Genomic DNA, 20,381 nt, shown 5'->3' on the forward strand with positions numbered 1-20,381 from the left:
CGGTGGCTACCCTCGGTCCCATGCCGCAGCCGCAGGCCCGCAGGGGCGCCCGCCGTGTCCGCACCCACGACCCGGTCCGGGTCCGCACCGCCCTGGCGACCCAGACGGAGGTGGTGCGCGGTGCCGTGCGCGCCCTGTGCGCCCACCCGCGGGCCGCCGAACTGCTGGCCGCCCCGACCCGGCTCGGCGCGTGGGCGGTGGGCGACCTGGTCGTCCACCTCTGCCTGGTCCTGGAGCAGATCCCGCCGCGCCTCGCCGACCCCGTGCCGGACGGCGAGGCGCTCTCCCCGACCGCCCTGCTCCGGAGGGCCCCCACCGCCGCGGCGGACGTCGCCTCCTGGGTGCGCCGCACCTCCGAGGAGGAGGCCGCCAGGGAGGAGGCCGCCCGGGAGGCCAGCCGGGAGGCCACCGCACCCGGCGGGGCCGTACCGGACGGCCCGTCGCGCGGCGGACCGGACGGCGGCCGCCGGATCCCGTCCGCCGCCCGGACCGGGGAGCGGTTCGACGCGGCCGCGGGCGCCTTCCTCGCCCTGCTGGACGGTCCCGAGGCGGCCGACCCGCAGCGCCGCTTCCCGTTCCGCTTCGGCCCGGTCCTGCTCGCCGACTACCTGCTCACCCGCCTCCTCGAGCTCGTCGTGCACGCCGACGACCTGGCCGAGGCGCTGGACCGCGCCGCCCGCGCCCTCGGCACGGAGAGCCCGGTGCCCCTCCCCGACGCCTTCCGCCACGACCGGCAGGCGCTGGCCGCCCTGACCCGGCTGCTGGCCGACACGGCCGCCGAGGCCGCGCCCGGGGGCGCCGTCGAGCTGCGGGTGCCGCCGTTCGCCGTGGTGCAGTGCGTGGAGGGGCCCCGGCACACGCGGGGAACCCCGCCGAACGTCGTGGAGACCGACCCGCTCACCTGGATCCGCCTGGCCACCGGACGGACCTCCTGGGCCGACGCGGTGGACTCCGGGGCGGTCTCCGCGAGCGGCGAGCGGAGCGACCTGTCGGGGCTCCTCCCGGTGACGGGCTGAGCCGGCCGCCCCGGCGGGACGGCCCGGCCTGCCGCGTCGCCGCGCCCGCCCGGGCCGGGCCGGTCCGCTCACCGGACGCCCCCGGCGGCGGACGGGCCGGTGCGCGCCGCCCGGCCGAGCCGGACGGCGTCCAGGAGGAGGCCGTCCGCGAGGACCGCCAGACCGTCCCGGCCGTCGTCCAGCGCCTGCCGCAGGAGCCGGCCCACCCGCTCCGCCTCGGCCGGGCAGACCGCTCCGGCGGCGGCCAGCGCCGGGCTGCGGGCGGCCTCCCGCACCTCCCGCGCCGCCTCCCGGACCGTGGCGGCCGCGGCGTGCCACACCAGCGGCGCCGCGTCGGGCCGCGCCGCGGGCCGTGCGGGGTGCCCGCTCACCGTCCCGCCGTCCCGGCCGGGGCCTGCACCCGGGCCCCGACCCCGCTCGCCGCCCTGCCCGCCGCCGCCCCGGCCTCCCGCGCCGCGCGGCGCCGGCGGTCCGCGGCGGCCAGTGCCGCGCGGTGGGCGGTCTCGGCCCTCCAGCGGTCGGCGCAGGCGTCCGCCGCCGCGGCCGCCCGGCGCAGCCCGTGGGCACCGGCCGCCGTCGCCCGCACACGCTGCCGCAGTCTGCGCCGGAGGGCGGCCGCCGCCGCGCCGGGCAGCTCCCCGGCCTGGTCGCAGGCGCGGCCCAGGCGGCGCGCGCAGCCGTCCATCTCCTCGGCCCGGTGCCGCAACCGCTCGGCGAGCCCGTGCAGGCCGTCCGGCGAACCCGCCGCCGTGCCCGGCCCCGGGACCCCCGCCGTGCCCGGCCCCGGACCCGGCGGCCCGGTCCCCGCCCTGCCCGCCGCCGCTCCGGACCCCGCCCTGCCCGCGGCCCTGTTCGCGGCTCTGTTCGCCGCCGTCGCCGCACCCGCCGCCGCCGTACCCGCCGCCGCACAGGCCGCCGCACAGGCCGCCGCCGCACCCGCCGTCATCGCGGTCCCTCCTCGCTGGCACAGGAGGCGGCCACGACCGGCGTGCCCACCCCAGCCGTACCGGTCAGTCCGCCGCCACCGTACGGCCGCACCCTCCCGGGACCGCAAGATCCCGGGCCTCCAAACCACCCGCGGGGGTCGGATCCGCCGGATGTGACCAGGTTCATGTCCGGAGGGGACCGGACCCGCCCCGCAGGCCCCAGGGACGCCTTCTACGCGCGTCCGGGGCCCCGCGGCGGCCCTGCAGGACCCCCCTCCGGGCCCGCCCGGGGCCGGCCCGCCGGTCCCCCGTTCGGCCCGTCCCCGCACGCTGCCCTAGACTCGACGGCGTGCCACGTGGTGACGGACGACTCAGCCACGATCTCCTTCCCGGCGAGAAGGGCCCCCAGGACGCATGCGGCGTCTTCGGGGTCTGGGCTCCGGGAGAAGAGGTCGCCAAACTCACCTACTTCGGGCTGTACGCCCTGCAGCACCGCGGACAGGAGTCCGCGGGCATCGCAGTGAGCAACGGCTCCCAGATCCTGGTCTTCAAGGACATGGGCCTCGTGTCCCAGGTCTTCGACGAGACCTCCCTCGGCTCCCTCAGCGGCCACATCGCGGTGGGCCACGCCCGCTACTCCACCACCGGTTCCTCGGTGTGGGAGAACGCGCAGCCGACCTTCCGGGCCACCGCCCAGGGCTCCCTCGCCCTCGGTCACAACGGCAACCTGGTGAACACCGCCGAGCTGTCGCGGATGGTCGCCGAGCTGCCCGGCGAGGAGCACGTCTCCCGCTCCGGGCGCACCGCCGCGACCAACGACACCGACCTGGTGACGGCGCTGCTGGCGGGACACCCGGACCTCTCCGTCGAGGAGGCGGCCCGCAAGGTCCTGCCCGCGGTCAAGGGCGCCTTCTCCCTCGTCTTCATGGACGAGCACACCCTCTATGCCGCCCGCGACCCGCAGGGCATCCGCCCGCTGGTCCTGGGCCGCCTGGAGCGCGGCTGGGTGGTGGCCTCCGAGACCGCCGCCCTCGACATCGTCGGCGCCAGCTTCATCCGCGAGGTGGAGCCGGGCGAGCTGATCGCGGTCGACGAGAACGGCATGCGGTCCTCCCGCTTCGCCGAGGCCCGGCCCAAGGGCTGCGTCTTCGAGTACGTCTACCTGGCCCGCCCGGACACCACCATCTCCGGCCGCAACGTGCACCTCTCCCGCGTGGAGATGGGCCGCCGGCTGGCTGCCGAGGCCCCGGCCGAGGCGGACATGGTGATAGCGACCCCGGAGTCCGGCACCCCGGCCGCCATCGGCTACGCGGAGGCCAGCGGCATCCCCTACGGCTCCGGCCTGGTGAAGAACGCCTACGTGGGCCGCACCTTCATCCAGCCCAGCCAGACCATCCGGCAGCTCGGCATCCGCCTCAAGCTCAACCCGCTCAAGGAGGTCATCGCCGGGAAGCGGCTGGTGGTCGTGGACGACTCGATCGTCCGCGGCAACACCCAGCGCGCCCTGGTGCGGATGCTCCGCGAGGCCGGCGCCGCCGAGGTGCACATCCGCATCTCCTCGCCGCCGATCAAGTGGCCCTGCTTCTTCGGCATCGACTTCGCCACCCGCGCCGAGCTGATCGCCAACGGGCTCACCGTGGAGGAGATCGGCAAGTCCCTGGGGGCGGACTCGCTGGCCTTCATCTCCATCGAGGGCATGGTCGAGGCGACCACCCAGCCCAAGGACCGGCTCTGCCGCGCCTGCTTCGACGGCGAGTACCCGATGGAGCTGCCGGACCCGCAGCTGCTCGGCAAGCACCTGCTGGAGGCCGAGATCGCCTCCGGCCGGCAGCAGCCCGCCACCCGCGGCAAGGCGGCCGCGCAGCTGACCGACCTGGACGGCGTGCAGACCCTGCTCGGCGGCGCCGGCGCCGCCGACGCGCTCCGCCGCCCGTAGACGCGCGGACGGGCCCGCACGACCGCGTGCGGGCCCGCGGCGCCGCACCTCCGCACCATCCCCCCGACCCGAGAGGGCCGCTCCCGTGACCGAACAGACCTCCCCCGCCGCCCCCGGCGCCACCTACGCGGCGGCCGGCGTGGACATCGAGGCCGGCGACCGCGCCGTCGAGCTGATGAAGCAGTGGGTGGCCAAGGCCACCCGCCCCGAGGTGGTCGGCTCCATCGGCGGCTTCGCCGGGCTCTTCGACGCCTCCGCGTTCAAGCGGTACGAGCGGCCGATGCTGGCCACCTCCACCGACGGCGTCGGCACCAAGGTCGCGATCGCGCAGGCGATGGACCGGCACGACACCATCGGGCGCGACCTGGTCGGCATGGTCGTGGACGACCTGGTGGTCTGCGGCGCCGAGCCGCTCTTCATGACCGACTACATCGCCACCGGCAAGGTGCACCCCGAGCGGATCGCCGCCGTCGTCAAGGGCATCGCGGAGGGCTGCGCGCTCGCCGGCTGCGCCCTGGTCGGCGGCGAGACCGCCGAGCACCCCGGCCTGCTGGGCCCGGACGAGTACGACGTCGCGGGTGCGGGCACCGGTGTGGTGGAGGCCGACGCCCTGCTCGGCGCCGACCGGGTCCGGGCCGGCGACGTGGTGATCGCGATGGCCGCCTCCGGCCTGCACTCCAACGGCTACTCGCTGGTGCGGCACGTGCTGCTGGAGCGGGCCGGCTGGAAGCTGGACCGGGAGGTCCCGGAGTTCGGCCGCACGCTGGGCGAGGAGCTGCTGGAGCCCACCCGCATCTACTCGCTGGACTGCCTGGCGCTGGCCCGCACCGCCGAGGTCCACGCCTTCTCGCACGTGACCGGCGGCGGCCTCGCCGCCAACCTCGCCCGGGTGGTCCCCGACCACCTGCACGCCCGCCTGGACCGCGGCACCTGGACGCCCATGCCCGTCTTCCGGACGGTCGCCGAGGTCGGGCGGGTGGCCCTGCCGGAGGTCGAGAAGACCCTCAACATGGGTGTCGGCATGGTGGCCGTGGTCCCGCCGGAGTCCGTGGACGTGGTGCTCTCGGTCCTCGCCGACCGCGACCTGGAGGCGTGGCTGCTCGGCGACGTCGTGGAGCGCACCGCCGACCACGCCGCCGGCGCGACCCTCTACAACGAGTACCCGCTGGCCGGCTGACGGCAGGCGGGACCCGGGCCGGGACCGGGGGGACGGACGGGGTCCGGACCGCCGGACGGCTCCGGGCACACCACGAGCCGGTCCGGGGTGCAGCACCCCGGACCGGTGGTGGTGAGGTCCCGACCTGCGGTTGACGCAGGGGCGGTACGCCGGCGAGGAGGGGCTAGGCGCCCCGGCGAGAACGGCTGTCGTCCTCGTCGTCGTCCTCGTCGGCGTAGTAGTCCGCGTACGCCGCGTAAGGGTCGTCCTCGTCGTCGTCCTCGAACGGCTCGCCGTTCACCGGCGCCGGCTCTTTCGACGGTACGCCCAGCTCCTGGGACAGACGGGAAGCGTCGAAGCCGCCGCTGTTGTACTTCAGCTGGCGGGCGACCTTCGTCTGCTTGGCCTTGGCCCGGCCGCGCCCCATGGGTCGACCCCCTCAACGACGGGGCTCACGGCCCCGAGTCTGACACGCGTTCATGTTCGGCAACGGCCTCTCCGAACCGAGAGGACCGCTCCTTAGAGCAACAACGGTACCTGCTTCCGTCGCCGGGCGGTACGCCGCCCGTGCCACGTGGCGCGGAGTTCCGTGCATCGCGAGTGCGTCATTCCTGCTCAAGAGGGTAGCCGACGGCTGCGGCGGAGGACGGGAGGAGTCCTCCGACCGTCCCGCCGGAGGGCGTCGGGCCCCTCCTGCGGGCCCGCACCCGCCGCACGGGGCCGGAAGGTGAGAACCGCGTTCTCGTCCCGGCCGCCCCCTCCCGCCCCTCCCGCCGGCCGCCTCCGGCCGCCTCCGGCCGCGTGCCGGCCCCGCCGGGGACGGCGGCCGTCCCCGGCGGGGGCCCACGCACCGGGGACGGCGCGCGGGCGGCGGTCCGCGCCCTACGGGCGGCGGGTGTCCTCCGGCAGCAGGATCGTCCGCAGCCGGCCGACCTCCGACATCCGGCGCTCGGCCAGCCGGTCGGCCGCCACCGCCGGCGGCACGCCGTCCGCGGCGGCCAGCGCGAAGATCTCCAGGGTGGTGTCGTAGATCTTCGACGCCTTGGTCCGGGCCCGCTCGAAGGAGAAGCCGTGGATCTCGTCGGCCACCTGGATCACGCCGCCGGCGTTCACCACGTAGTCCGGCGCGTACAGGATCCCGCGGTCGGCCAGGTCCTTCTCCACACCCGGGTGGGCCAGCTGGTTGTTGGCCGCACCGCAGACCACCGAGGCCGTGAGGACGGGCACGGTGGTGTCGCCCAGCGCGCCGCCGAGGGCGCAGGGGGCGTAGACGTCGAGGTCGGCGCGGATCAGGGCGTCGGTGTCGGCGACCACCTCCACCCCCGGGTGCTCGGCCCGCACCCGGGCCAGCGAGGCCTCGTTCACGTCCGCGACCAGCACGGTCGCACCGTCCTCGACCAGGTGCCGCACCAGGTGGTGGCCGACCTTGCCGACACCGGCGACGCCGACCCGGCGTCCGGCCAGCGTGGGGGCGCCCCACAGGTGCTGCGCGCTGGCGCGCATGCCCTGGAAGACGCCGTAGGCGGTGAGCACCGAGGAGTCGCCGGCGCCGCCCTGCTCGGGGGAGCGGCCGGTGACCCAGCGGCTCTCGCGGGCGACCACGTCCATGTCGGCGACGTAGGTGCCGACGTCGCAGGCGGTGATGTAGCGGCCGCGCAGCGACTCCACGAAGCGGCCGTAGGCCCGCAGCAGGGCCTCGGTCTTCACCTGCGCCGGGTCGCCGATGATGACGGCCTTGCCGCCGCCGTGGTCCAGACCTGCAAGCGCGTTCTTGTAGGACATGCCGCGGGAGAGGTTCAGCGCGTCCTGCACGGCCTCCTCCTCGGAGGCGTACGGGTAGAAGCGCGTCCCGCCCAGCGCCGGCCCGAGGGCGGTGGAGTGGATGGCGATGACGGCCTTGAGGCCGGAGTGGCGGTCGTGGCAGAGGACGACCTGCTCGTGCCCGTCGCCGGGGGCCCCCTCGGACCCGCCGCCGAAGATGCGGCCGAGGATTCCGGTGCCGGTGGACGCCCCTGTTCTGGTGGAGGGGGCGGTCTCGCGGTGTACGTCGGTCACTGTGGTGACTCCCGTGTGTACAGGCCCGCTGCTGTGGGTGCGGGCGCCTGACCGAAGCGTAGGACCTGGGAGGGGCCGGGGGTATGCGGCGGACGGCGGATGTCACCTGGCCGGGCGCCGGGCGGAGAACCCGGCCCTTCCCTCCCCGGCGCGGGGCGCCGCGTGCGACGATGCCATGCGTGACCGCCGTGCGCACCTCGGTGCTCCCCCCGTACGCCGCCTATCTGCGCGTGTACGAGCCGCTGGCCGCCTTCCCGGAGCCCGAGCGGGCCCACTGGCAGGCGTTCGCGGCGGAGCGGCACGCCGACGCGGCACCCCCCGGCACCCCGCCCTCGGCGCTGCACGAGCGCCGCCGCAGCCTCGCCGAGCTGGTGACGGTGACCCCCAAGGCGCTGCCGGAGCGCGAGAGCGGCGGTGCGCTGCTGCGGGTGGTGGACGGGGTCACCTACGTCTGCCCGTCGCGGATCAGGCTGCGCAGCTGGCTGGCCCTGGAGGAGCTCAAGCAGGAGCTCCCGGCGCCGCTGCTGGACGCGGTGCTGCCGCCGGCGGTGCGCGAGCAGGCGGAGGCGGACTGGGAGCGGTGGCGCGGCGAGCACCCGGACACCCGGCCGTGGATCCTCACCCGCACCTGGCACGTGCCCGTGCGGTGGTTCCTGCTCTTCTCGGACGAGGAGCGGCGCTTCTCGCCCTCCCTGCCGGCCGCCCCGGACACCCCTGCCGCCCCGTCCGCCTCTGCCACCCCGTCCGGCCCGGCCGCCCCGTCCGGCCCTGCCACCCCGTCCGCCCCGGACGGTCAGGCCGGTCCCGGCGGTCCCGGGGAGCGCGCCGCGGCGGGGGAGGGGGCCGGACCGGCCCGGAGCGCGGCGCCGGCGCTCTTCTACCTGACGCCGATGGCGCAGGCCCGCCGCCGGTTCGCCCGCGGTTACCGGGTGCTGCGGGAGAACCTCGAGGAGGGCCCGCTGGTCTCGGGGGTGGAGCAGGTGGGCCGGTGGCTCGAGGAGTTCCACCCCCGGTCGCTGGTGGAGCTGGACTACGGCGGCCTGGTGCACGCGATCCCGGAGGAGCGGCTGGCCGCGGACCGGTCGGCGGCCGAGGTGGCGGAGGGGGTCGCCGCCCTGCGGGCGGGCGACGGGACCCGTGCGGGCCAGCTGTACCGCAGCGTGACCGAGCGCTGGCGCGCCGTGCAGGAGCTGCTGTACGCCAACTGAGGCCGCCCCCCGCGGCCTGCTGGCGGTTTCCTGCCAGTGCCTGATCGCGCCAGGTCCGAACCGGCGGACTCGTCGGACATGCGTGGCATCCTGCGTATCGACACGGCAGGACGCGCTTCACGCCTTCCGGGACCTAGGTCCGGTTTTGGGACGATGCCTCGCGAACGTGACGCTACTCACCGTTGACGTGAAGTGGTCCCTATGTGTCAAAATAGGACAACCGGTCCAGCTCTCTGCTGGCATGCCCACTTTTGGGTGGATCCAAGGGGGGATGAGATCTTTGCGGAGAGCGTTCCGTGTGACGGTGTCATGACTGTTCGTCACATCGGAGTGACTGTCCGCTATGGCATGGTCCATCGCCATCCGTCGACCTTGGCCCCCTGCGGTGCCGATTCCGGCGGTTTGGCCGATGGCGTTGGACGGATGGTGTAGTTGTAGTCCCCAGGACAAGCCGTTCGTCCTATTACCGACTCGGCCTGTGTATGTCATTTCGGGCATCGCGGGCCAAGGTGCAGAATTTGAAGGAAAGAACCGTGTTGGTTCGGTTCTCCCGAGGAGGCCGCTCATGACCGCTCGAACCCCTGACGCCGAGCCGCTGCTGACGCCGGCTGAGGTCGCCACCATGTTCCGCGTTGACCCCAAGACGGTCACCCGCTGGGCCAAGGCAGGCAAGCTGACGTCCATTCGCACGCTCGGCGGGCACCGCCGCTACCGCGAGGCCGAGGTCCGCGCCCTGCTTGCGGGTATCCCGCAGCAGCGCAGCGAGGCCTGACGCTTCGACGGCGGCCCTTCCGGGGCCTCCGGGCGGCCGGACGTCAGCGAAACGTCCGTCCTCCCCGGTCCTGGGGCTCAGGGCTCCCCCGTGCACGCGACAAGAGGTCGTATCGGACTCCGCCGGGTCCGATGCGGCCTCTCGGCGTTTCCGGCCCCTGCGCGCCGCTCCCGCACCGCCCGAAGGGGGGCATCCGGGACGAGTGCAATTTCACATGTTAAATCGCCGGGCCCGGAGGAGGGGTCTCCGCACCCCGTTTTCCGACCGGTTCAGGTGACTCCCGTCACACCCGCCGCCCTCTTGCGCCCTGCGGAGCGGTGCGATATTGGTCCAGACCTCCGCGCGGTCCTCCCCCTCGGACCGCCCGACAGTACACCGGGCCGTCCGCCCCGCCGTACCCGCCGATCGGCGGGTCCCGCCCCGGCGGGGCCCGGGGCGCGGCCCACGGGCCGACGGGTACGGCGGGGCGGACCGGGGCCGCGGGCGGACGCCGGCGTGCGGGCGCGCGGGCGCGCGGGGTCCGGGGGAGGGGCCGCACGTCCGCACGCCGCGGGCCGCCGCGTCGCCCGTGCGACCCGCGCGGCTCGTGCCGCCGGAACCGCCCGTGCGACCCGTGCCGCCCGTGCGGTGCGGAAACGCGCGCGGGCGTCGCCGGGCACGGGAAACGCGAGAGGCCCGGAACCTCGCGGTTCCGGGCCTCTCGCGTGATGCGATCCCGACGGGACTTGAACCCGCGACCTCCACCTTGACAGGGTGGCGAGCTAACCAACTGCTCCACGGGACCAGGATCTTTCGCCGCCGCTCGCGCGGTGACATCACAGATGCTACTGCATACGGAGCCCCAGGTCGAACCACCTCGCGGGCGCCGGGCGGACGCTCCCCCCGGCCGCCCCGCGCCGCCCCCGGGGGCGGCCCGCAGGACGGCCCCGCGCCGTCCTGCGGACACCCCGGCCCGGCGGGCCGGGCGGCCTGCCCCGGAGGGTCAGGCGGCGGCCGCCGCCCGGTCCATGGCCTTGCTGATCCGCTTCTCCGAGACCGGCGTCGGCGTGCCCAGCGTCTGGGCGAAGAACGACACCCGCAGCTCCTCCAGCATCCACCGGATCTGCAGCAGCTCCTCCGAGGGCCGCTGCCCTGCTGGCACGGACGCCAGCAGCTCCGCGTACTCCTCCTGCAGCTGCTGGACCCGCCGCAGGTGCTGCAGGTCCCGCTGCGGGTGGTCCGGCAGGGCCTCCAGGCGGCGCTCGGCCGCCAGCAGGTACCGCCGCAGGTCGGGCAGCCGCGCCCACCCCGTCTCCGTGACGAAGCCGGGGTGGACCAGCGACGCCAGCTGCGCCCGCACGTCCGACACCGCGGGCAGCAGCACCGGGCTGCCGACCGTCTTCAGCCGGTTGGTCGCCCGCTGGAAGGCGATCAGGGCGGAGGCCGTCCTGAGCGTGGTGTCCGCCGCCGTCTCGTACAGGTCGGCCCGCACCCGGTCGCGCAGCGCGGCGAAGCCCTCCGCGTCCCAGGCCGGGCCGCCCGCGTCCGCCATGAGCCGGTCCACGGCGCAGGAGACGACGTCGTCGAAGAGGGCGGCGACCGACCCGTGCGGGTTGTTGGCGAGGGCGAGCTTGGCCTGGTTGCCGAGCCGGCCCTGGATGGACTTCACGGGGGAGGGGCAGGTCAGCACCAGGAGGCGGCGCGTGCCGGCCCACATGGCGTGCGCCTGCTCCTCGGGCGTGTCGAGGAGCCGGACCGCCACGGTGGCGCCGTCGTCCACCAGCGCCGGGTAGGCCCGGATGGCGTGGCCGCGGCTGCGCCGCTCGAAGGTGCGCGGCAGCGCCGGGACGCCCTCGGGCCAGCCGGTCAGGCCCTCCTGCTCCAGCCCGTGCCCGGAGGCGGCGGAGGAGAGGGTGGCCTTGAGCTTCGGCTTGAGCCGCAGCCGCAGCTCCTCCAGGTCCTTGGACTCGGCGAGCCTCCGCCGCCGCTCGTCCACCACCCGGAAGGTGACCTGGAGGTGGTCCGGGACCGGCGTCTGCCCCCACGCCTCGGGCGGGACGGTCACGCCGGTCATCCGCCGCAGCTCCCGCTCCAGCGCCGGCAGCAGGGGCTCCTGGCGCGGCGTCAGCTTCTGCAGCACGGCCTTGGCGAAGTTCGGCGCGGGCACGAAGTTGCGGCGCACCGCCTTGGGCAGCGAGCGGATCAGCGCCGTGACCAGGTCCTCCCGGAGGCCGGGGATCTGCCAGTCGAAGCCCTCGGAGGTGACCTGGTTGAGCACCGGCAGCGGCACGTGGACGGTGACGCCGTCGGCGTCGCTGCCCGGCTCGAACTGGTAGGTCAGCCGCAGGCGGAGCTTCCCCTGCTGCCAGTGGTCGGGGTAGTCCTCCTCGGTGACGCCGCCCGCCGACTCGTTGATCAGCATCGACTTCTCGAAGTTGAGCAGGTCCGGCTGCTCGCGCCGGGCCTTCTTCCACCAGGAGTCGAAGTGGCGGGCCGAGACGACGTCCTCGGGCAGCCGCTGGTCGTAGAAGTCGAACAGGGTCTCGTCGTCGACGAGGATGTCGCGGCGGCGGGCCCGGTTCTCCAGCTCCTCCACCTCGGAGAGGAGCCTGCGGTTCTCGGCGAAGAAGCGGTGGTGGGTCTCCCAGTCGCCCTCCACCAGGGCGTTGCGGATGAACAGCTCCCGGCACAGCTCCGGGTCGATCCGGCCGTAGTTGACCTTGCGCTGGGCGACGATCGGCACGCCGTACAGCGTCACCTTCTCGTACGCCATGACGGCGCCGGCCTTCTTCTCCCAGTGCGGCTCGCTGTACGTGCGCTTGACGAGGTGCCCGGCGAGCGGCTCCACCCACTCCGGCTCGATCCGCGCGTTGATCCGCGCCCACAGCCGGGAGGTCTCCACCAGCTCCGCCGACATCACCCAGCGCGGCGGCTTCTTGAACAGGCCGGAGCCGGGGAAGACCGCGAAGCGGGCGCCGCGCGCGCCGACGTACTCGCGCTTCTCGACATCCATCAGGCCGATGTGGGAGAGCAGGCCGGCCAGCAGCGAGGTGTGGATGCGCTGCGCGTCGGGCTCGGCGTCCGGTGCGGCGTCGGCCACGTGGACGCCCAGCTGCCGCGCCACGGTCCGCAGCTGGCTGTGGATGTCCTGCCACTCCCGTATCCGCAGGTAGTTGAGGAACTCGTTGCGGCACATGCGGCGGAACGCGGAGGAGGAGAGCTCCCGCTGCTGCTCGCGGACGTACCGCCACAGGTTGAGGTAGGCGAGGAAGTCGGAGGTCTCGTCGGCGAAGCGGCGGTGCTTCTCGTCCGCCGCCTGCTTCTTCTCGCCCGGCCGCTCCCGCGGGTCCTGGATGGAGAGCGCCGCCGCGATCACCATGACCTCGTGCACGCAGCCGTTGCGGTCGGCCTCCAGCACCATGCGGGCCAGGCGCGGGTCGACCGGCAGCTGGGCCAGTTTGCGGCCGAGCGGGGTGAGGCGCTTGCGGTGGTCCTTCTGCTCGGGGTCCAGGGCGCCCAGCTCGTGCAGCAGGTGGACGCCGTCGCGGATGTTGCGGGAGTCCGGCGGGTCGATGAAGGGGAAGGCCGCGATGTCGCCGAGGCCCGCGGCGGTCATCTGCAGGATGACCGACGCCAGGTTGGTGCGCAGGATCTCCGCGTCGGTGAACTCCGGCCGGGAGAGGAAGTCCTCCTCCGAGTAGAGCCGGATGCAGATGCCGTCGGAGGTGCGGCCGCAGCGGCCCTTGCGCTGGTTGGCGCTGGCCTGGCTGACCGCCTCGATGGGCAGCCGCTGCACCTTGGTGCGGTGGCTGTACCGGGAGATGCGGGCGGTGCCGGGGTCGATGACGTACTTGATGCCGGGGACGGTCAGCGAGGTCTCGGCCACGTTGGTGGCCAGCACGATCCGCCGGCCGCGGTGCGCCTGGAAGACCCGGTGCTGCTCGGCGGAGGAGAGCCGCGCGTACAGCGGCAGCACCTCGGTGTCCCGCAGCCGCAGCTTCTCCAGGGCGTCCGCGGTGTCGCGGATCTCCCGCTCGCCGGAGAGGAAGACCAGGATGTCGCCCGGCCCCTCGGCCTGGAGCTCCACGGCTGCGTCGCAGATCGCCTGCACCTGGTCGCGGTCGCGGTCCCGGTCGGTGTCGTCGGCGCCGTCGCCCTCCTCGGCCAGGGGGCGGTAGCGGACCTCCACGGGGTAGGTCCGGCCCGAGACCTCGATGATCGGGGCGTCGGAGAAGTGCCGGGAGAACCGCTCCGGGTCGATGGTCGCGGAGGTGATCACGACCTTGAGGTCGGGGCGGCGCGGCAGCAGCTGCTTGAGGTAGCCGAGGATGAAGTCGATGTTGAGGCTGCGCTCGTGCGCCTCGTCGATGATCAGGGTGTCGTACTGGCGCAGCTCGCGGTCGGTCTGGATCTCCGCGAGGAGGATGCCGTCCGTCATCAGCTTGACCAGGGTGTCCCGGCCGACCTGGTCGGTGAAGCGGACCTTCCAGCCCACCGCCTCGCCGAGCGGCGTCTCCAGCTCCTCGGCGACCCGCTCGGCGACCGTGCGGGCCGCGATCCGCCGCGGCTGGGTGTGGCCCACCAGGCCGCGCACGCCCCGCCCGAGCTCCAGGCAGATCTTGGGGATCTGGGTGGTCTTGCCCGACCCGGTCTCACCCGCGACGATCACCACCTGGTGGTCGCGGATCGCCGCCAGGATGTCGTCCTTCTTGCGGCTGACCGGCAGCTCGGGGGGATAGGTGATCTTCGGTACGGCGGCCCGTCGCTGCTCGACCCGCAGCTCGGCCTCGGCGATCTCGGCCTCGATCTCCGCGGCGATCGTGCCGCGGGCGTCGGGGTCGCGCACCCGGCGGGCGCCGTCCAGCCGCCGCTCCAGCCGCCGCTGGTCGCGCAGCGTCAGCTCGGGCAGGCGGGCCTGCAGGTCGGCGAAGGGAGAACTCACGGACGGCATCCCCATACGGTCGCAAGAAACGGCGTGCGGCCGCACGCGGGTTTCCCCCGCGGGCATGCCGCTGTCGACAGCATCGCTGCCAACAGCAAGTGTGCGGCATCCGCCTTCCGCTTCCGGGACCGGCCGGGCGCGCGGCGGCCGCCGCCGGCCTGCCACGGCCCGGCCCGGCCCCCGTGCCAGGCCAGGCCCCGGCGTCGGCCCAGGCCCGGCCCCGGGCCCGGCCCCGGCCCCGGCGTCGGTCCAGGCCCGGCCCCGGCGTCAAGCGGATCCGGTCCGCGCCGCCAGCCCCAGCAGCGCGGACATCCGCGCCGCGGCCGAGGGAGCCGCGTCCCCGCAGCAGTTGTTGAACAGCACGTGCACCTCGGCCGCGTCCCCGGCCAGCGACCGGATCCGGGGGACCCACTCCGCCAGCTCCCCCTCCGTGTAGCGGTGCCGGAACCGCTCCGTCCGGTCGCCCCCGGACCAGGCGGGGCTGCGCCCGTGGAAGCGCACCACCGACAGCCGCCCCGAGGAGGCGGCCGCGACCGGCGGCACCGACGCAGCCTGCCCCTGGACCGTGTCCGCGCAGACCAGCGGCAGGCCGTGGCTCCGCAGGAAGTCCAGCGTCCCCTCGCGCCGCGCCCCCTCCTCCAGCCACGCGCCGTTGCGGAACTCCACGCCCACCCGGTACGGCGCGCAGCGCCTGCGGCACTCCAGCAGGTACTCCCGTGCCTGCGGCCCCGGCCGGAACCACGGCGGGAACTGCAGCAGGACCGACCCCAGCCGGCCGGCCTCGTGCAGCGGCCGCAGCGCCCCCAGGAACCTCTCCCACACCTCGTCCACGGCCCCCGGCGGCAGGTCGTCCGCGTAGACCGTCGGACGCCCGGTGTGCGGCCGCATCGCGGCCGGCAGCGCGGCCGCCCGCGTCGGGTGCCGGGTTAGGAGCGAGAACGCCTTCACGTCGAAGACGAAGCCCGGCGGCGTCCGCTCCACCCACAGCAGGCTGTTGCGTCCGCTGGGCAGCGCGTAGTACGTCGCGTCCACCTCGACCAGCGGGAAGCGGGCGGCATAGTGGCGCAGCCTCTCCTCCGCCGAGCGGGCGTCGGGCGGGTACCACCCGGACTCCGCGAGCGCCGGGTCCGTCCACGAGCAGGTGCCGACCAGGATGCGTCCCATGCCGTGCGCCTGCCCCGTGGGCCGCGGGACGTGCGGTCCCGGCGGCCGCGGTGCCCGCGGTGCCCGCGACAGGTCCGGACCGGCGTCCTGCGCGCCGCTGCCGCGGGACCGCGTTCCGCGCCCGGGTCAGGCACGGAGCCGGGCCAGGACCGCCCGGTGGGCGGCGGCCACGGCGCGGCGGGAGTCGTCGCTGTGGTCGGCCACGTCGAAGCCGTGGTGGCCGGCCGGGACGTCGACGGTCTCGACCTGGGCGCCCGCGGCCTCGGCGGCGATGAGGAACTCGTCGACGGTGGCCGCGATCTCGGCGTGCTCCAGGCCGGCCCGGATGAGGACGATCGGCAGCTCCCCGGCCGTCCGGACGGCGGTGACGGGCCGGAACCGCGCGTCCACCGTGCTCCAGCCGGGGAGCGGCGCGAGGACGGGGTAGCTCGCCGCGACGCAGCGCAGCCACGACGGCGGCGCGGCGAGCCAGTCGGCGGCGAGCAGCCCGCCGCCGGAGAAGAACCACAGGGCGATGCGGTCGGCGTCCACCCGCGGGTCGGCCCGGACGCGTTCGACGGCTGCGGCGATGTCCTCGGCGGCCCGCCCGTAGTCGACGAGGGCGTGCAGTCCGTGGTCGACGGTCACGCCGACGACGCCTTCGCCCGCCGCGTACCGGGCGTGGCCGGTGTAGACCGGCCAGTCCCGCGGGGTGGGCCGCAGCCCGGCGGGGACCGGGCCGCCGCGGACGAGGACGACGGCGGGCCGGGGCCCGTCCGCGTCCGGCAGGTGGAGGTCGACCGCGCCGGTCCGCTCGCGCGGCCGCTCGGGGACGTCCAGCACGAAGGGCCTGAGGTGGAACGGCTGCTCGTCGCCGCTCGCGGCGATCCGGTGCCCCCCGCCCGCCTCCGCCTGCAGCAGGACGGCGGCCAGCTCGTCGGGGGCGGAGAGCATCGGCCAGTGCCCGGTGGCGAGCTCGAAGAAGGTGACCCCCGGGTCGGCGAGCGCCCGGAACTGCGGCTGCCCGGACCGCACCAGGGTCTCGACCATGGCGATGGTCGTCCCTCCCGCGGTGCAGAGGACGCCGGTGGTGGGCAGTCCGGCGAGCGCCCCGGTCAACCGCAGGGGCTGGACCAGGGTGCCGGACGGCTGCGGCGCGGCGTGGCGGTCCAGTCGGGCCAGCGCCTCCGCCGGGAGGCCTGCGGTGCTGCCCCAGCGCTGCCACGCGTCGGGCTGCGGCGCGGGGACCCGCCAGTCGTGCTCGGCCGGCCCGTCCGGGCGCAGCAGCCGCTCGCGGACCTCCTGGTCCGGGACCAGGGCGAGGGCGGCATCGCCGTCCTGCGGCAGGCCAGCGTCGAGGTGGACGATCCGGCCGATCCGCTCCGGCCGGCGGTCGGCGGCACCCAGGACCGGGTGGATGGCGTAGTCGTGGCCGACCAGCACCAGCTCGGGCGCGTCGAGGTGGTCGATCAGCTGCACCACGTCCTCGATGTGCGTCTCCATGTCGGTGCCCGGCCGGGCCAGGTGGCGGCGCTCTCCGAGGCCGGTGAGGGTCAGCGGGTGCGCCTCCGCCCCCGACCCGCGCAGCCGTTCGGCGGTCTCCCGCCAGATCCAGCCGCCCGTGAAGGGGCCGGAGACCAGGACGAACACCGTCATGATCGCCTCCTCGCGTGTCTCGGTCGTGCGGCCGGCCGTCCCGGCCGTCCACACCCGCGGGTACGTTAGGAACTCCCCCTGAGGGAGGTTCAAGCCTTGTCCCCTGACGGCATGTGGAGCATCGGCGAGCTGGCCGAGCGGGCGGGCGTCACCGTGAAGACCGTCCGCTTCTACTCGGACCGTGGTCTGCTGCCCGAGACCTCCCGCAGTTCCGGCGGGCACCGGCGGTACGGGTCCGACGCGTTGGACAGGCTGCGGCTGATCCGGTCCCTGCGCGCCCTCGACCTGCCGGTGCCGGAGGTGGGCCGGGTGCTCGACCACGGCGACGGGCTGGCGGACACGCTGGAGGAGGCCGTCGACGGCCGACTGCGCGAGCTCGGCTCGCAGCTGACCGCGCTGCGCTGGCGGGAGGCCGCCCTGCAGCTGGTCCGGGACTGCCCGGCCGAGGAGCGCGCCGATCGCCTGCGGCTCGTCGGCGCGGTGTCCGCCCCGCCCGGTACGGCGGCGCTGGCGCGCTTCTGGCGGGGGGCGCTGCCCGTCCGGCTGTCGCGCCGGCTGGTCTCCTCGATCCTCGAGCACGCGGTTCCGCAGCCGCCGGCGGATCCGACGCCGGCTCAGGTGCTGGCCTTCGCCCGGCTGCACGCCATCGCCACCGCGCCCTGCCCGACCACCGACCCGCGCCGGCCGGCGGGCAACCGGACCGACGAGGGGTGCCGCCCCGACGTGCTGTACCGCGGTCTGTTCGACGCCTACACGCTGGCCGCGGCCGACCTGAGGGCGAACCGGGCGCCGGACCGGGGGCAGACGCTCGACTGCTTCGTCGCGGCCCACGCCGAGTCGCGCGGCCTGCGGGACGGTCCGGAGTTCCGCCGCAGGCTCACCGAGCTGCTGGCACTGGCCGCCGATCCGATGGTCGAGCGGTACTGGGAGCTGGCCGGCGAACTGTCCGGCTCGCCGGAGCCGACCCTCGGGGCCGCCCACGCGTGGATGCGGGCCGCGCTGGCCGCGGACGTCGCCGCGGCTGCGGACCGGACGGGGCACGCCCGCCCGGTCGGCGGGGTGCCCGCGCGACCGTGACCGGTTCCCCTGGGCGGGTCCGGCCCCCCGCCTCTTCCGCGTCCCTGCGGCTGCCGGGCGCTGCCCCGCCGGGGGACCGGGGCCGGCGGTGCAGTGGCGGACCACCGGGCGGGCGCCGGGCGAGCGCGACCTGCCGGCGCCCGGCCCGGCGGACGGGCCGCCCGCACCGCCGAAGGCGCCGGGCGTGCGGTGAGCCGGAACAGGGCCCGGAGGGTGTGGCCGTCCGCCGCCACGTCGGCGTCGACCGACACGAAAACGCCCCCGAAGCGAGCTGCTTCGAGGGCATCGTGCCTGGTCAGGCGTGGTGGCCAGGGCCGGGGTCGAACCGGCGACCTTCCGCTTTTCAGGCGAGTACGTCGTGGCAGGTCGCTCTTGGGCGGTGCCTGCTTCTGCACGTCATGGTTGACCGTGACTCCCCGCTGCGTACCGCTGCGTTCGCTGACGTTGCCGTCACGCTGCCGTCACGTCCCGGGGAATCCTGTCGAGGACCGTCGTCGCCAGCCCTATCCTGACCGCATGCCGCATGGAAAGACCTCGTACGTCTGCCTGCCCTGCCGGGCTTCCTACAAGCAGCCGTACCTGGGCGATCACGAGCGGCCATGTCCGCGTTGTGCCGAGCCACTGCTCCATGTCGGCTCCGCTTTCGCCGCGCCACGTCGGCGTGACGAGGCCGGCTGGCGGACACTCTCGGTGCTGCTGAACGCGGGCGTGCGCTTTCACAAGAGCTGCTGCGGTGGGCCTGGCTATCGACCGCAGACACTGAGCGAGGTCAAAGAACGAATGGCATACGCTCGCAGGAGTGGGGAGCCATACGCCAAGGCGCTGGTGCGCTGGGAACTACCGTGAACCAGCCCCGCTGCCGCTCGCAGATGCACGACTTCTTGCCCTGGAAGTGACGACCCGCTCCTCTGACCTGGGCCTAAGTTCCCGATCGACGTTCTGACCTGGGACTGAGCCGTCAAGGGTTGTCGTCGTCGGTCATCGCCGAGCACCCCTGCACGGCCCAGAGACGGCCCAGTGCGCCCCACCCAGCGGCCTACTCGGCTCGCAGCTTGTCGAGTAGCTCGAAGAGAACCTGAATAACCTGGTGACCGGGGTCCGGTGGGGACCACTCAGGACAATGAGCGCTTGCCACGCATGCAGCCGCCCCGTGAGCTGCCTCTTACTCCCACCGGTTCGGCAGTGCCTCGGGCGCCCCCGGACGCCTGTTGTCGGGACGTGATGAGCGTATCCGCTTCCGGAGGAGCTTCGCAGATCTTCACTACTCGCCAAGCGTCGGCGGACGAAGGGCCGCGCCGATGCCCACTGCGGCAATGAGTTCAAGCGGCAGCTCCTTATCCGCCTGGCCGATTGCAAGTCCGACCCAGTGATCTGCCTCCGGCTGCCGCCAGACCTGCATAGTCACGGCCGTTTGGCACAGCATGTCGATCGGCTCAGGAGCTGCTGCGCCGTCGAAGCTGGCCGTCAAGTACTGCCACAGGTCGACTGCTTCGGGCTCGCCCCAGCGATCGGTCAGTGCGCTGATAAGAGCTTCAAGGTGGGACTCCATGTCTGCGTAAGCCTGCCGAGAGGCCTCACCGTCGGAATCTTCCCAGAAGTCCTGACTCTGCCGTAGGACGAGCACATGATGACTGGGGCCGGCATCGGTGGCCGCGTCGCGATAGCTCTCTGTGGGGAAGGGGCGGGAGAGCAGGTCATCGATTGCGGCCAGGTGCTCACCGAGGACGGACTCGGTCGTGTTGTCGGAGTCAGCAGCGTTCATGACAGCAGGCTAAGGGGCAACATGGCCTGGCCAGGAAGACGGCGAGGCGAGCACTGATGCACGCGGGCGGTGGAGCGGCTTTGGGCGGTGTCCTGTCCGGTCTGGGGTCGGGCATGGCCAGGGGGCCGTACGCTGGCCGGGAATCGGGCTGGCTCCTGCCTGCCCGCAATAAGCCCGATCGGCCCCTGGTCTTGCTCGACTCGGGGCCCGGTCCGGAGAGGTGCGTAAAGCCGTGGAACCGGCCGCCCCAGCCCCGGCCGGCCTACCCAAGCCTCCCGCCTTGCGGCGCGGAGCGGGCCGCCGCCGGAGCGGGGCGAAGACAGGAGCGACGGCGAGCGGCGCCGCTGCGAGCGAAGCGAGCCTTGACTCGGGCTTCGTCTTCACGACGGCGGTCGGCTCGCCCATCGACCCGCGTAACCCCAACCGGCACTGGTACGCCGTGCGGAAGCGGACAGGCCTCGACGGTTACCGCTTCCACGACCTGCGGCACTCGTTCGTCTCGCTGCTGCTCGACCTGGGTGTCCCGCCTCACACGGTCCGTGAGGTCGCCGGGCACAGCGACCTGCAGGTGACCCTCGGCGTGTACGCCCATGCGTCGGTGGATGAGAAGCGGAGCGCGCTGGCCAGGCTCTCCGAACTGCTGCGCTGACCCGGCCGCTGCCGTCAGGCTGCCGTCAGAGGACACGCGAAAGCCCCGAGCGAATGATCTCGCTCGGGGCTTCGTGCTGGTGAGCACTTGTGGCCAGGGCCGGG

16 protein-coding genes and 2 tRNA genes are annotated in these 20,381 nt (G+C 74.6%); 8 read left to right on the forward strand and 10 right to left on the reverse strand.

Going from position 1 to position 20,381, the window contains the following annotated elements; genetic code table 11:
- The first annotated feature begins 20 nt into the window (after positions 1-20).
- Positions 21-1,016: a sterol carrier family protein gene (locus LO771_RS24165; protein ID WP_230746488.1), complete on the forward strand. Its 996-nt coding sequence runs from the start codon at positions 21-23 to the stop codon at positions 1,014-1,016.
- Between the two features lie 68 nt (positions 1,017-1,084).
- Here LO771_RS24165 and LO771_RS24170 read toward each other — a convergent pair whose 3' ends face one another.
- Positions 1,085-1,387 (reverse strand): hypothetical protein, encoded by a 303-nt coding sequence (locus LO771_RS24170; RefSeq protein WP_230746490.1) that lies wholly within the window; start codon positions 1,385-1,387, stop codon positions 1,085-1,087.
- Entirely contained in the window at positions 1,384-1,701 is a 318-nt protein-coding gene (locus LO771_RS24175) for a hypothetical protein (protein ID WP_230746492.1), read from the reverse strand. The genes LO771_RS24170 and LO771_RS24175 overlap by 4 nt, the downstream gene beginning before the upstream one ends.
- 590 nt (positions 1,702-2,291) lie before the next feature.
- Here LO771_RS24175 and purF point away from each other — a divergent pair.
- Together purF and purM are read left to right on the forward strand one after the other, a co-directional pair.
- Positions 2,292-3,878, forward strand: coding sequence for an amidophosphoribosyltransferase (gene purF / locus LO771_RS24180; RefSeq protein ID WP_230746494.1), 1,587 nt, complete (start codon positions 2,292-2,294; stop codon positions 3,876-3,878).
- Between the two features lie 85 nt (positions 3,879-3,963).
- A complete protein-coding gene (gene purM / locus LO771_RS24185; protein WP_230746496.1) occupies positions 3,964-5,055 on the forward strand; it encodes a phosphoribosylformylglycinamidine cyclo-ligase in 1,092 nt (363 codons plus the stop codon).
- Positions 5,056-5,218: 163 nt separating this feature from the next.
- Here the strand turns inward: purM and LO771_RS24190 are convergent, their stop codons facing one another.
- Both LO771_RS24190 and LO771_RS24195 read right to left on the reverse strand, forming a co-directional pair.
- Positions 5,219-5,461 (reverse strand): DUF3073 domain-containing protein, encoded by a 243-nt coding sequence (locus tag LO771_RS24190; protein WP_230746499.1) that lies wholly within the window; start codon positions 5,459-5,461, stop codon positions 5,219-5,221.
- Between the two features lie 455 nt (positions 5,462-5,916).
- On the reverse strand, positions 5,917-7,026 hold the full coding sequence (locus LO771_RS24195) for a Glu/Leu/Phe/Val dehydrogenase dimerization domain-containing protein (protein ID WP_308188991.1): 1,110 nt from the start codon (positions 7,024-7,026) through the stop codon (positions 5,917-5,919).
- A 242-nt stretch (positions 7,027-7,268) separates the two neighbouring features.
- Between LO771_RS24195 and LO771_RS24200 the strand changes: the two genes are divergently transcribed.
- Both LO771_RS24200 and bldC read left to right on the forward strand, forming a co-directional pair.
- Positions 7,269-8,297, forward strand: coding sequence for a hypothetical protein (locus LO771_RS24200; protein ID WP_374228231.1), 1,029 nt, complete (start codon positions 7,269-7,271; stop codon positions 8,295-8,297).
- A gap of 565 nt (positions 8,298-8,862) precedes the next feature.
- Positions 8,863-9,069 carry a developmental transcriptional regulator BldC gene (gene bldC, locus LO771_RS24205; RefSeq protein WP_003949541.1) on the forward strand — a complete coding sequence of 69 codons (207 nt, stop codon included), beginning with the start codon at positions 8,863-8,865 and terminating at the stop codon, positions 9,067-9,069.
- A gap of 710 nt (positions 9,070-9,779) precedes the next feature.
- Here the strand turns inward: bldC and LO771_RS24210 are convergent.
- The 4 genes from LO771_RS24210 to LO771_RS24225 form a co-directional block, all read right to left on the reverse strand.
- Positions 9,780-9,853 (reverse strand) — tRNA-Asp (locus LO771_RS24210).
- A gap of 198 nt (positions 9,854-10,051) precedes the next feature.
- Entirely contained in the window at positions 10,052-13,999 is a 3,948-nt protein-coding gene (gene hrpA / locus LO771_RS24215) for an ATP-dependent RNA helicase HrpA (RefSeq protein WP_230746501.1), read from the reverse strand.
- A 258-nt stretch (positions 14,000-14,257) separates the two neighbouring features.
- Entirely contained in the window at positions 14,258-15,154 is an 897-nt protein-coding gene (locus LO771_RS24220) for a DUF72 domain-containing protein (RefSeq protein ID WP_230746503.1), read from the reverse strand.
- A 126-nt stretch (positions 15,155-15,280) separates the two neighbouring features.
- Positions 15,281-16,789: a dienelactone hydrolase family protein gene (locus LO771_RS24225; RefSeq protein WP_230746505.1), complete on the reverse strand. Its 1,509-nt coding sequence runs from the start codon at positions 16,787-16,789 to the stop codon at positions 15,281-15,283.
- Between the two features lie 96 nt (positions 16,790-16,885).
- Between LO771_RS24225 and LO771_RS24230 the strand changes: the two genes are divergently transcribed.
- On the forward strand, positions 16,886-17,866 hold the full coding sequence (locus tag LO771_RS24230) for a MerR family transcriptional regulator (RefSeq protein WP_230746507.1): 981 nt from the start codon (positions 16,886-16,888) through the stop codon (positions 17,864-17,866).
- Positions 17,867-18,168: 302 nt separating this feature from the next.
- On the opposite strand, the gene LO771_RS24235 is transcribed toward LO771_RS24230, so the two are convergent.
- Positions 18,169-18,237 (reverse strand) — tRNA-Phe (locus LO771_RS24235).
- A gap of 145 nt (positions 18,238-18,382) precedes the next feature.
- On the opposite strand from LO771_RS24235, the gene LO771_RS24240 reads away from it, so the two are divergent.
- Entirely contained in the window at positions 18,383-18,712 is a 330-nt protein-coding gene (locus LO771_RS24240) for a deoxyxylulose-5-phosphate synthase (protein ID WP_230746509.1), read from the forward strand.
- A gap of 415 nt (positions 18,713-19,127) precedes the next feature.
- On the opposite strand, the gene LO771_RS24245 is transcribed toward LO771_RS24240, so the two are convergent.
- Positions 19,128-19,628, reverse strand: a complete 501-nt coding sequence (locus tag LO771_RS24245; protein WP_230746511.1) for a hypothetical protein — start codon at positions 19,626-19,628, stop codon at positions 19,128-19,130.
- Positions 19,629-19,908: 280 nt separating this feature from the next.
- On the opposite strand from LO771_RS24245, the gene LO771_RS24250 reads away from it, so the two are divergent.
- Positions 19,909-20,277, forward strand: coding sequence for a tyrosine-type recombinase/integrase (locus LO771_RS24250; protein ID WP_230746513.1), 369 nt, complete (start codon positions 19,909-19,911; stop codon positions 20,275-20,277).
- Positions 20,278-20,381 lie beyond the last annotated feature (104 nt).

Source organism: Streptacidiphilus sp. ASG 303 (assembly GCF_020991365.1).
Taxonomy (GTDB): domain Bacteria; phylum Actinomycetota; class Actinomycetes; order Streptomycetales; family Streptomycetaceae; genus Peterkaempfera.